Annotated in this window: 14 protein-coding genes; 6 read left to right on the plus strand and 8 right to left on the minus strand. The window is 38.1% G+C overall.

Going from position 1 to position 11,944, the window contains the following annotated elements; translation table 11 throughout:
* Window positions 1-81: 81 nt before the first annotated feature.
* The 3 genes from O1A01_RS24560 to O1A01_RS24570 all read right to left on the minus strand — a co-directional run bounded on the left by O1A01_RS24560 (window position 82) and on the right by O1A01_RS24570 (window position 2,642).
* On the minus strand, window positions 82-588 hold the full coding sequence (locus tag O1A01_RS24560; protein ID WP_066421827.1) for a YwgA family protein: 507 nt from the start codon (window positions 586-588) through the stop codon (window positions 82-84).
* 32 nt (window positions 589-620) lie between these two features.
* Entirely contained in the window at window positions 621-1,919 is a 1,299-nt protein-coding gene (locus O1A01_RS24565) for an HD domain-containing protein (RefSeq protein WP_066421825.1), read from the minus strand.
* A 498-nt stretch (window positions 1,920-2,417) separates the two neighbouring features.
* Entirely contained in the window at window positions 2,418-2,642 is a 225-nt protein-coding gene (locus O1A01_RS24570; protein ID WP_066422044.1) for a YuzB family protein, read from the minus strand.
* Between the two features lie 280 nt (window positions 2,643-2,922).
* Between O1A01_RS24570 and O1A01_RS24575 the strand changes: the two genes are divergently transcribed.
* Window positions 2,923-3,618, plus strand: a complete 696-nt coding sequence (locus O1A01_RS24575) for an RsfA family transcriptional regulator (protein ID WP_066422041.1) — start codon at window positions 2,923-2,925, stop codon at window positions 3,616-3,618.
* Window positions 3,619-4,057: 439 nt separating this feature from the next.
* On the opposite strand, the gene O1A01_RS24580 is transcribed toward O1A01_RS24575, so the two are convergent.
* Together O1A01_RS24580 and pta are read right to left on the minus strand one after the other, a co-directional pair.
* Window positions 4,058-4,909 (minus strand): octanoyl-[GcvH]:protein N-octanoyltransferase, encoded by an 852-nt coding sequence (locus O1A01_RS24580; RefSeq protein ID WP_066421942.1) that lies wholly within the window; start codon window positions 4,907-4,909, stop codon window positions 4,058-4,060.
* A 106-nt stretch (window positions 4,910-5,015) separates the two neighbouring features.
* The gene (pta, locus tag O1A01_RS24585; RefSeq protein WP_066421944.1) at window positions 5,016-5,990 is read right to left on the minus strand and encodes a phosphate acetyltransferase; all 975 of its coding nucleotides are present in this window, start codon (window positions 5,988-5,990) and stop codon (window positions 5,016-5,018) included.
* Between the two features lie 309 nt (window positions 5,991-6,299).
* Between pta and hemQ the strand changes: the two genes are divergently transcribed.
* Window positions 6,300-7,043 (plus strand): hydrogen peroxide-dependent heme synthase, encoded by a 744-nt coding sequence (hemQ, locus tag O1A01_RS24590; protein ID WP_066421946.1) that lies wholly within the window; start codon window positions 6,300-6,302, stop codon window positions 7,041-7,043.
* Window positions 7,044-7,370: 327 nt separating this feature from the next.
* On the plus strand, window positions 7,371-7,838 hold the full coding sequence (gene gerQ, locus O1A01_RS24595; RefSeq protein ID WP_174522399.1) for a spore coat protein GerQ: 468 nt from the start codon (window positions 7,371-7,373) through the stop codon (window positions 7,836-7,838).
* Between the two features lie 543 nt (window positions 7,839-8,381).
* On the opposite strand, the gene O1A01_RS24600 is transcribed toward gerQ, so the two are convergent.
* On the minus strand, window positions 8,382-8,750 hold the full coding sequence (locus tag O1A01_RS24600) for a DUF423 domain-containing protein (protein ID WP_066416083.1): 369 nt from the start codon (window positions 8,748-8,750) through the stop codon (window positions 8,382-8,384).
* Window positions 8,751-8,825: 75 nt separating this feature from the next.
* On the opposite strand from O1A01_RS24600, the gene pxpB reads away from it, so the two are divergent.
* From pxpB to O1A01_RS24615, 3 genes are read left to right on the plus strand one after another with little or no spacing between them, the layout of a single operon-like run.
* Window positions 8,826-9,539: a 5-oxoprolinase subunit PxpB gene (pxpB, locus tag O1A01_RS24605; protein WP_270065276.1), complete on the plus strand. Its 714-nt coding sequence runs from the start codon at window positions 8,826-8,828 to the stop codon at window positions 9,537-9,539.
* Window positions 9,526-10,296: a LamB/YcsF family protein gene (locus O1A01_RS24610; protein ID WP_270065277.1), complete on the plus strand. Its 771-nt coding sequence runs from the start codon at window positions 9,526-9,528 to the stop codon at window positions 10,294-10,296. Before pxpB ends, O1A01_RS24610 begins: the two co-directional genes overlap by 14 nt.
* Window positions 10,293-11,207, plus strand: coding sequence for a 5-oxoprolinase subunit C family protein (locus O1A01_RS24615; protein ID WP_270065278.1), 915 nt, complete (start codon window positions 10,293-10,295; stop codon window positions 11,205-11,207). The genes O1A01_RS24610 and O1A01_RS24615 overlap by 4 nt, the downstream gene beginning before the upstream one ends.
* Before the next feature lie 49 nt (window positions 11,208-11,256).
* Here O1A01_RS24615 and O1A01_RS24620 read toward each other — a convergent pair whose 3' ends face one another.
* The gene (locus O1A01_RS24620) at window positions 11,257-11,550 is read right to left on the minus strand and encodes a hypothetical protein (protein ID WP_270065279.1); all 294 of its coding nucleotides are present in this window, start codon (window positions 11,548-11,550) and stop codon (window positions 11,257-11,259) included.
* A gap of 86 nt (window positions 11,551-11,636) precedes the next feature.
* A complete protein-coding gene (locus tag O1A01_RS24625) occupies window positions 11,637-11,930 on the minus strand; it encodes a YwdI family protein (RefSeq protein ID WP_270065280.1) in 294 nt (97 codons plus the stop codon).
* Between the last annotated feature and the right edge of the window lie 14 nt (window positions 11,931-11,944).

Below are 11,944 nucleotides of genomic sequence, written 5' to 3' on the forward strand. Positions count from 1 at the left end.
TATCCCTCCTTTATAACTTCATACGTTTAGTTTTCACTTACTCGCTCCCTTTTCATGCAAAAAAGCTAAACCTATTTAGGCTTAGCTTTTAATTTGCTTTCTTAAATTCTCTATATAAGAATAAGCTTCTTCCACTTCTTCTTCTGTGTATCGTTGCTTACTTTTTAACGTGAATACTTTTTCTTTCACTTCTTCTTTATCTAAATTCTCGAAAAAAAGGACAGTTGAAACGAGCTCTAAAAAACGAGAGCTTTGGTTGTTCATATCTAGCATACAGTCTTCAAACTTCGTTAATGGAAGCTCAAAATTAGCTAGAAATTCTTCTCCCGATTCTGTTAACGAATAACGATATTGAGAGTAGCCACCTTTGTTTTCTTTTAACTCGTGTAAGAACCCTAAGTTACAAAGCTCTTCTACTCGAAGTGTTACTTCCTCAGAGTACGGCCCGTAAAAATGGAAGTTATATTTCTCGTAAAATGGATAATCTAATTTTTTCGCTATATATACCATTTTTTGCAGCTTTTTTCTCCCAATTACTTCCCCTGCAGCCGCAAATACCTTCATTAGTTTCGCGTGATCTTTCAACAAACCCGTTCATCTCCTCTTACCTTAGACGTTGCCTATATTCCTAAAATCTCTAATATTTTTCTCTTTATCGTTTTTTTCGTTGATACATCTTGTAGTAAATCTAATGGAAAATATAATTTATGATCCGTTCTTCTTTTTCCTGAGATAGCATCTACAATTTCAGATTCTCGGGATAGTTCACGCACCTCACCTGTTGGCATTAATAGATGAATTGGTAAACGTTCTTCTTCCTCTCCAGGACGATAAAAATCGTACGGTAAATCAGATGAGGAATCTACTACTAAGTAGTATTCAGGATCTAACCCAGCTTTTTTAAAGAGGTTGTTTAATTCCATTAAATCTTTCATTTGTGTAGTTGGATTAAATTCGACATATTTAAATAAGTTTCTGTTCATAAAACGTCGACATAGGTCACTCAAAATCGGATCATCCTCTTCTTCCCACGCTTGGAAGTAATAATGGATAATGGATTCATCGAGCTTTAAGTAGTCTTGAAGTGTTAATTCATCTTCAAATATAGAATAGAAGTGTATCGGTTGATGTTTAAAATTGTAGAATTCTTCATGTAGCTGTTTAGCGCGATGTAATATTTTTGTTAAAATCACTTCTGCACTACGTGTTACAGGATGAAAATATACTTGCCAATACATTTGGTAGCGGCTCATAATATAATCTTCTACTGCATGCATTCCACTTGATTTAATTACTACTTGATCCTCTCGAGGACGCATAACACGTAAAATTCTTTCCATATCGAAATGACCGTAGCTTACTCCTGTAAAATACGCATCACGTTGGAGGTAATCCATTCTGTCGGCATCAATTTGGCTAGAAATTAAACTAACTACCATTTTGTTTTTGTACGTTTTCGCAATTACTTCTGCAACATGTTTCGGAAATTCTTCCTTTACGTTTCGAAGTACTGCATTCACTTCTGTGTCACCAAGAATAATGGCTCTTGTAAAATCTTCATGATCCAGATGAAACACTTTTTCGAACGAATGAGAAAAAGGACCGTGTCCTAAGTCGTGAAGCAATGCTGCACAAAGGCACAATAAACGTTCATTCGAATCCCACTCTGGTCTACCTTCAAACCCATCGTCAATAATTCGGCGAACAATTTCATACACACCTAGAGAGTGGTTTAGCCGACTATGCTCTGCGCCATGGAACGTTAAATACGTTGTTCCTAATTGACGAATTCGGCGTAGGCGTTGAAACTCTTTCGTCCCGATTAAGTCCCAAATAACACGGTCACGAACGTGTACATAACGATGTACAGGGTCTTTAAATACTTTTTCTTCATTTAGTTTTTCAGTTGCATAGCTCATCCGCTTTACCTCTTTACAAGCAACTCGTCTATGAATCGCTATTATTTTCCGTTCTATCTGCGGGAATAAATCTATTATAATGCTTTTATTTTTAAGATGAAATGCTCGAATTTTTCAAGAAATGACCATTTTTCTATTTTATTTTACGTATTTTTGCCTTTTTCTACACATTCTATTGAATCTAGTTTTTTATTATTTTTTCGTCTACTTTGAAAATAGGATGGTAGTCCGTTTCACTTCACTACAGACACTTGCTTTCCGCGGGGAGGGAGTCGAGCCTCCTCGGCTGCGCCTGTGGGGTCTCGACCTTCCCTCTATCTCCCGCTGGAGTCAAGTGTCTTCCGCTCCGTTCCACTCACGGCTTTTGAATTTGAAAGGTAAAACATTTAACTGTTCAAAAGAAAGCCACCATCTTCATTCTCTATGATGTGAAGTTTTAGTTCGATAAATTGATATATAGAAAGAAAAAAATCACCTTAGGGAATGTCAAAGGCGATTTTATTTGTTTAGTTTTTTTTCTATTTTTTCGATTAGTTCGTCTTCTGTTGGTGCTGATAGAGGACGGTTATTAACAAAAGCAAAGGATTTCTTTCTACCCGGTCCACAATATGATTGACAGCCGATGTCAATTGCTGCTTCGGCGTCTACTTTTTTTAATTTAGGCACTAACGTTTTTATATTTGTAGCCTGGCAATCGTCACAGATCCGAAATTCATTCGCCATGGTCTATTACAATCCCTTCTTCCACGATATAAAAGACGTAAAGGAACCACGTCTCTTTTTCACTAAGAGGTATTGTACATGTATTTGCAAGACAATGCAAGAGAGTTGAAGTTGGTAAATTCCTGTTTATTTACATTGTTTCCTTAGCTAAATTGCATGAATCTATTAATTTTTCTACTAATATGTATAAATATTTTTCCAGTTGACCACAATAATCGTAGGGATGTTTTATTCTTTCAAAACATGAAAAACAAGATATATAGAAAGGTGTGGTCAATACATGAAAGAACGTCAAGATGCATGGTCTGAAGAGGATGACTTACTATTAGCCGAAACAGTATTAAGACATGTTCGTGAAGGAAGCACGCAATTGAATGCGTTTGAGGAAGTCGGTGATAAATTAAACCGTACTTCTGCAGCATGTGGCTTCCGATGGAATGCGGTTGTACGTCATAATTACGAAAAGGCGTTACAATTAGCAAAAAAGCAGCGTAAACAAAGACAACGCGCGCTAGGACAACCTACTAAAAAGTTATTATATACACCACCTGAGCCAACTTTAGAAGATATTCCTTTTGTGCTAGAGCAAAATACTAGCCCTAGCCCGATGGCCGAAATGGCGCAGGAAACTGTTCCTACTATGACTTCTTCTAAACCGAGAAGTAATAGTATGACGGTTGAGGATGTGATTGCTTTCTTACAATCAATAAAACATTCAAACGTACGTCAATCGGCGTTAGAGCGTGAAAATGAAAGACTAGCAAAAGAAAATGAAGAATTTGCAAGAAAGAATGCGGAGCTAGAAAAACGTATTCAAAAGTTAAGGGAAGAACAGGATACTGTTCAAGAAGATTACGAAACTTTAATGAAAATCATGAACCGCGCACGCAAGCTCGTATTATTTGATGAGGATGAAAGAGTGCCGTCAAAGTTTATGATGGACCGAAACGGTAATTTAGAGAAACTAGCGGAATAATAATATAAAAAACATCCAAACAATTGGTTTCATTCATTGTTTGGATGTTTTTTCTTTTGAAAATTATAGATTGGGTGGCAAGAAATATGTGTGTCGTCGTATTTTTTTTCAGCAGTCGGAGTTTATTTACGTGTTTCCTGTAATTTTTAGATGCGTTTGAAAATTTAATTGACGCACTTCCTTGATTTTTTGGCGCACCTGCAAAATTATTGACGCACTTCCACGGTTTTTTGACGCACTTGGAAAATTTATTGACGCACTTCCGCGGTTTTTTGACGCACTTGGAAAATTTATTGACGCACTTCCACGGTTTTTTGACGCACCTGCAAAATTTATTGAAGCACTTCCGCGGTTTTTTGACACTCCTGCAAAATTTATTGACGCACTTCTGCGTTATTTTGACGCACCATCACCCTCAGGCTGTTCATCTCCTGATCCTTTATCGAACGTGTTCTAAGAGCTTGTTGTTCCGTTCTAGAACGCGATTAAAGTATTGTTGATACAGTGTTATTTCTTCCCCATCTAGTTGGCTTGAAATTAATCGGTCTCCAAGGTAGTTTAATGCGTGAAGAAGTCGTAACATTGTGTCTTGAACGGTTAATGGTGTTTGCAGTAAATCGGATAGCGATGCCATTACTTCTGGTTTAATGTTGGGCACGTCGAATTTTAACCCTTGTTCATGGCGAGATGCTTTTTCGTAAAACTGCCGTATCATATCAGCGCGGTTCTCTTTTTGTTCTCGGACGCTTAAATATATTTGCACGGCAACACCATTTTTTATTCTGCGCTGCGAAATTCCAGCAAACTTTTTATGATCGATACTTAAATCATAGCTTCCCGGGCAATAAGAGCCTACTATTTCTTTCGCCTCAATCCTAGCAGGAAAATCACGGAACATATACTTAATTAATTCCCACATCGCATCATAGCCTCTACTTATATCAATTCCTTTTTCGGCTTCAGGGAAAATAAGTGAAATATTCAATACATCTTCGTCTAGTACGACTGCTAAACCGCCTGAATTACGTACTATCACTTCATATCCTAAAGAGTTCAAATATGAAATCCCATCTTGTAAATAAGGTAATCTAGTATCTTGAACACCTAACACAACTGTATTTTGATGAACCCAAGTCCGGCATACAGCTCCAGAAATTCCTTTTCCAACAGACGTACATAACGTATCGTCCATCGCAAAAGATTGTAACGCTTGAAATGTTGGACCTAATGAAGATTGGTCAATAATCCTCCAAGACGGTTGTTTCAGTATATTTAATTCGTTATTATCCATTTGTTCATGCTCCTGCAATTTAGTTTTCCTTCCTATAAGTTTACACGAAAATGAATAAAAGAAAAAATACCATCGCCCTTTTTCAGAACAATGGTATTTTGTCATGTTATTGTACAGCTTGACCAGCTGTAATTAACGCTAATTTATAAACATCTTCTGTACTACAACCACGAGAAAGATCGTTTACTGGTTTGTTTAAACCTTGAAGGATTGGACCTACCGCTTCAAAATTACCTAAACGTTGTGCAATTTTGTATCCAATGTTACCAGCTTCTAAACTTGGGAATACAAAAATATTCGCATCGCCTTTAATTTCAGAACCTGGAGCTTTTTTCTCTGCTACAGATGGAACAAATGCTGCGTCAAATTGGAATTCTCCGTCTAGCGTTAAGTTCGGCTCACGGTCTTTTGCAATTTGGACTGCTTCCACTACGCGTTCTGTTTCTGAAGATTTTGCAGAACCTTTTGTTGAAAAGCTAAGCATCGCAACACGTGGTTCAATGCCGAACATTTGAGCAGTTGCTGCACTTTCGATTGCGATTTCAGCTAGATCTTTACTATCTGGTGCAATGTTAATCGCACAGTCTGCGAACACATATTTCTCATCGCCACGAACCATAATGAATACACCAGAAGTTTTACTTACGCCTTCCTTCGTTTTTATAATTTGAAGAGCAGGTCTAACTGTATCTGCCGTTGAATGTGCTGCCCCACTTACTAAACCGTGTGCTTTGTTTACATGCACAAGCATAGTACCGAAGTAGTTTGGAGTTTGTAGAATTTTTCTAGCATCTTCTTCTGTTGCTTTTCCTTTTCGACGCTCAACAAACGCAGTTACTAACTCATCCATTTCACCGTATGTAGCTGGGTCATATAAATCGATCGCCTCTAAAGAAAGACCTAATTGATCCGCTAATCCTTTTACTTCCGTTTCAGAACCGATAACAATCGGCTTCACAATTTTTTCTTCCCCTAAACGTACTGCTGCTGATAATACACGCTCATCGTTTCCTTCTGGAAATACGATACTAATGCTTTTACCAGCTAATTTATCCTTTAAAGCTGCAAATAAATCGCTCACAAAAGTCACTCCTTGATAATGTTTTAATCTAATCTACCCTTAAGGATACTGCAACGAAAAGGAAAAGCAACTACTTACCCTTGCTGACAACGCTTCCAAATTAAATTCTTTATTTTTTAAAAAAACAAACAATTTCTATAACCTTTCCTCTTCTATTTTCTCTAGGATACCGTTTCGTATTCATAAATACGTCACACATTTTTAAGGTTTTATAAAGAGGTAGTAAGGGCAAACTGTGATATAGTAAGGATATATACATAAAGGCTTGTCCTTTTTTAATAATATGAATTTTTAAAAGGAGAGATTTACATGAGTGAAGCAGCACAAACGCTTGATGGTTGGTATTGTCTACACGATTTCCGTACTATCGATTGGGGAGTTTGGAAAACATTATCAAATGAAGAACGTCAAGCAGCGATCAATGAGTTTTTAGGTTTAGTAGAAAAATGGAATACTGTTGAAAAAGCGAAAAATGGTAGTCATGCGCTTTATTCCATCGTTGGTCAAAAAGCTGATTTTATGATGATGATTTTACGCCCAACTCTAGAAGAATTAAATGAAATCGAAAATGAGTTTAATAAATCACTTCTAGCACAATATACGGTTCCTACGTATTCCTATGTATCTATCGTAGAATTGAGTAACTACTTACCTGCTGGGGAAAATCCGTACGAAAACCCACAAATTTTAGCGAGATTATATCCAGAGTTACCGAAAGCAAAACACGTTTGTTTCTATCCAATGGATAAAAAACGTGACGGCAACGATAACTGGTACATGCTGCCAATGGAAGAGCGCCGAAGCTTAATGCGTAGCCACGGGATGATTGGTCGTTCATATGCTGGGAAAGTAAAGCAAGTTATTACTGGTTCTGTCGGTTTTGATGACTACGAGTGGGGAGTAACATTATTTTCCGATGATGCTCTTCAATTTAAAAAGTTAGTATACGAAATGCGCTTTGACGAAGTAAGTGCTCGTTATGGCGACTTCGGAACTTTCTTTGTTGGAAATATTTTAGAAGAAGATAAAGTAAATACACTTTTTTCTATTTAAACATCAATTTCGCTAGGTACGTGATACCTAGCGTTTTTTTCTGGGCAAAATATTTTTTAACATACTACTAAATAGCTCCCTCTGTTTTTCTTTACACTTCTTAATAGAAATAGGTTCCTCGATTCTCTTCTATCTTTTTACAAAATTAGAAAGCATATATTTTCTACCTTCTTCATACAATCAAGTAGTGTAAATTCATTATTGTATGAATGTCTCTTACCGTCCTTTTTAACGTATTGTGTTTTTATGCCAAATCAATTTCTTTCTCTAGCTTATAAGCTTTACAACTATAGAGAGAAAGCAGAAATTAAGAGGAGGTTTTGTTTCATGAAAGGTCAATTTCCAAGTGGGGGATATCCTCAAATGGGATATAGCTCGAATCCTTATGCCCAATATTATGGGGGACAACCGGGTATGGCTGCTGGATTTTCGCCGGGGCAAGTAGCTGGGCAACAAACTGGTTATAAAATGCCTTCTTTTCAAGCAGCTCCGCAAGACGTACCGGGCATGTTACCGTTAGAGCAATCTTATGTTGAAAATATTTTACGTTTAAACAGAGGGAAGCTTGCTACTGTTTATATGACTTTTGAAAATAATAGAGAGTGGAATGCGAAAATTTTCAAAGGGATTATTGAGGCTGCCGGGCGTGATCATCTGATTTTAAGTGATCCACAGACTGGTAAACGTTATTTATTGTTGATGGTATACTTAGATTATGTAACATTTGATGAAGAAATTGAATACGATTATCCGTTTGGTGCTGCTCCTGGGCTGTCTGCTTATCCCTCAAGGTAATTAGAATACTTATTGTGTGAAAAGAGACTGTCACTTTTGTGGCAGTCTCTTTTTTTTAATTGTCTACCTTAAATAAAGGTTGAGGTAAAAAGTTATCCGTTCCTCTTCGCTACGAGAACTTGCTTTCCGCGGGGAGATGTCTAGCTCCAGCGCATTGGCCCTATCAAACTTCCCAGTCCGTCCGTACGATAAGTCAACATCGACTCAACTAACGTTTCGTCGGGTTTCCTTTATCTCCTACCGGACTGCTCCAGTTTGTACGGGCCAGACCGATGCGCCTACGCTTTTCGTGGAGTCGAGCCTCCTCGGCTGCGCCTGTGGGGTCTCGACCTTCCCTCTTCTTCCCGCCGGAGTCAAGTTCTCTCCGCTCCGAGTCACTCACGGTTCTATACTGGATAAGCCTTCACTCTATTTTCATATTTCATGGTGCAAACTTCCCTTTTACATGGCAGTCACCTTTAAACCATAGAGTTATGTAAAAACTGCCCTGTTTCACTTCGCTACTTTTATATGTCTACTCTGTAAGCAATCTAATTTGTGTTGTTATGCTTTAAGTGCTGAGATGATAATTAGTGTCCAGGCAATTAAAAAGGCTACTCCGCCTAGTGGGGTGATTGCTCCTAGAATTTTTATTCCAGAGGTGCTTAGTACGTAAAGGCTCCCTGAGAATAGAATGATTCCAATAAACATTGACCAACCAGCGGCGTTTAGTAACGATGTTTGGCCCCATCTGTCTATTAAAAACGCAATGACGAAAAGTCCTCCAGCGTGAAACATTTGGTAGGTTACACCTGTTTTCCACACTTCTAACATATCGTTTGAAATTTTCCCTTCTAATCCGTGAGCACCGAACGCTCCTAATGCTACTGCTAAAAATGCATTAACTGCTGCAAGTATAATAAATAAACTCATTTTGTACATGCCTCCTTATCTCTATATTATAATAAGAGAAAAGTAAATTTCCTAATGAAATGAGGGTGGAAGAGCATGAAAATCAATTACCAACCGATTGGCGACCAAGCAATTAGAATTGAATTTCCTAAAAGTAGCTCTGCGTATATTCCTTCTATCCTAACATTACTACGTCAAAAAGATATTTACGGAGTAACGGATATTACCCCAGGACTCACTACTATCACTGTTTACTATCAATATCCACAAACTAACTATTATCGTTTAGAGGAAATACTAACAAAGCTATTACAAAATATCGACATTGAAAAAGCTACTGGCCTTTTGCGAAAAGTTATCGTACCGGTTTTATACGATGGACCTGATTTAAAAGAAGTAGCTGATTACCATCAAAAAAAGGTAAGTACGATCATCGAGGAGCATACACAACCTTTCTACCGAGTAGCGATGTTAGGATTTTTACCTGGCTTCCCATATTTAACCGGCCTATCAAACTACTTACATACTCCAAGACGGCAAGACCCCCGTCTACTAGTCGATGCTGGCTCTGTTGGGATTGGTGGAGAGCAAACAGGAATTTATCCGATAAACTCTCCTGGAGGTTGGAACATTATCGGAAAAACCCCACTTCCCCTGTTTCAACCGGAAAGTAAAGAGCCGTTTCTTTTTCAGGAGGGAGACACCGTTCAATTCATTTCTATTACAGAAACAGAATGGAGTTCCTGGGTGAAGAAAGTAAATGAAAATAGGAATTGGCGAAAGGAGATTATTTCGCATGAAAACGATTGATTTAAATTGCGACCAAGGAGAGAGCTTCGGTCCATACAAAATAGGAAATGATGAAAAAATAATACCGTACGTTTCTTCTATTAACATTGCATGTGGATTTCACGCTGGAGATCCAGCTGTGATGGAGCGGACAGTAAGACTTGCAAAAGAAAATGGTGTGAGTATCGGTGCTCATCCCGGTTTTCAAGATTTGTCACACTTCGGACGAAGAAACTTACCTGTTACAGCGAAGGAAGCGTACCAACTCGTCTTATATCAACTTGGAGCACTGCATGCATTTTGCCGGGCATACGATGTACCGTTACATCACGTAAAACCACACGGGGCACTTTATAACGTTGCTGCGGAAAATAAAAAAATTGCCGGGGCAATTGCCGATGCTATTAAACATTTTGATGATTCGTTAATATTGTATGGTTTAAGTGGAAGTTTATTAATTCAAGCTGGAAAAGAAGCAGGATTACAAACAGCATCTGAAGTATTTGCCGACCGCACGTACGTTGCGAGCGGGGCATTATCTCCAAGATCATTGGACGGGGCAGTTATTCATGATAGCGAAAAAGTGTTAAGTCAAGTACGTCAGATGGTTAGTCACGGAAAGGTTACAACTTTAGAAGGAAAAGAAATTAGTATTAAAGCTGATACGATTTGCTTACACGGTGATAATAAAGATGCATTACTGCTAGGAAAACAGATCTATTCCATGCTAAAAGAAGAAGGGTTTTCTGTACAGTCTGTAGCGAGGTGGAAACAATGACTTATCCCCTCTTTATCGTAAAGAAAAAAGGGCTACTCACTAGCTTTCAAGATAGTGGACGACTTGGCTATCAGGCAAAAGGTGTAGTAGTTTCCGGTGTGATGGATTCATATTCTTTTGAACAGGCTAATAGGCTCGTCGGCAATGTTCGAAACGAGGCATGTATGGAAATGGGGTTAATAGGACCAACATTACAATTGCTTGCAGACGAAGCAATGATAGCTGTATGTGGAGCAAATATAAACCCTAGACTTAATGGCGTTGCCTTCCCAATGTGGAAATCGATAAAGGTGCAAAAAGGAGATGTTCTTTCTTTTCCAGGCACAAGTGAAGGTATTTACGCTTATTTAGCCGTTCGTGGTGGTTTTTCTGTTGTGGAAGTGCTCGGTAGTAAATCTTACTACAATAAGGCTAACATCGGTACAGCCATTCATGATGGAGATACGCTGTACGGACAGAAGCTTTCTACTTATAGGAACAGGTTTCTTTCCAAAAAAATGATTCCGTCTTTTCCGAAAGAACAAACTGTACGGGTAATTCCCGGTCCACATGAAAAACACTTTACAAACGATAGCCTTCAACGTTTCTTTTCTACTACCTATACAGTTAAACAAACGGATCGAATGGGAGCACGATTAGATGGGCAACCACTCGAAGTAGTTGGAAGTGGAGATATTTCATCTGATGCTATACCATTTGGTGGTATTCAAGTTCCTCGTAATGGGCTACCACTCGTACTTCTTGCTGATCGGCAAACGACTGGTGGATATCCTCGTATCGGGACTATCATAAAAGCTGACATTCGAAAACTTGCCCAGCTTCCTCCAGGCGGGAAAATTCGTTTTCAGCGAACTACATTAGAAGAAGCATACAAGCTTAACTCCTGCTCTTTAAATACAACTACTGAATAAAATAAAACGCCCTATGGTTCATGGCTACTATGGACCGAGGGCGTTTTGTTTACCTAGTATGAAGATATATTTTTAACGCTTGTTTAAGCTCATCATCTCTATAATTAGATTCTATATTATAATGATCACCGTCTAAATGTCCTACAAAGTTGTTATAACCGTGAGAATGAAGAAAATCGTTCACACTTGTAATATCTTCAGACGCTGCTAATAATGGCTTTTGTCCAACATAATCACCATTCACATATACTTCATAGCGATCATGTGAAATCTTTGTAAAATTCTCGTTTTGATTGATTAATCCTAAACCAACAAACGTTGTATTTCCACTTCCTTGCAACATAAACACCTCCCATGCTTGTTGGGTGTTTATATTGTTGCACTACTCATAAAAAATATGATGGTAACATGCGGTAGTTTAGGAAGGGACTAAAAATCAAATATCGAATCACCATTCGCATCTAATTCTGCCATTGGTTTTGTTTGAATCGTTTGAGGTGGTGTTTGCCCAACTACATTGGAAGCAAAGGTAGGTGCCTTAGGTGCAGTTGTTGTAAATGATTGACGTTCTACGTCATTTTTTACTTCATCAGCTAATGCCAGTTCACATAGTGATTTAATTGCAGCAAGTCTCTCTCTCTGTTCACTTGTTTTTGTTGTTTGTTTTGCTCGATTTACTTCAAGCTCTACTTGTTCCAATACTTTCGTTAATGAAATAGTCATGCTTTTTTAGTCTC

Source organism: Sutcliffiella sp. NC1 (genome assembly GCF_027594365.1).
Lineage (GTDB): Bacteria > Bacillota > Bacilli > Bacillales > Bacillaceae_I > Sutcliffiella > Sutcliffiella cohnii.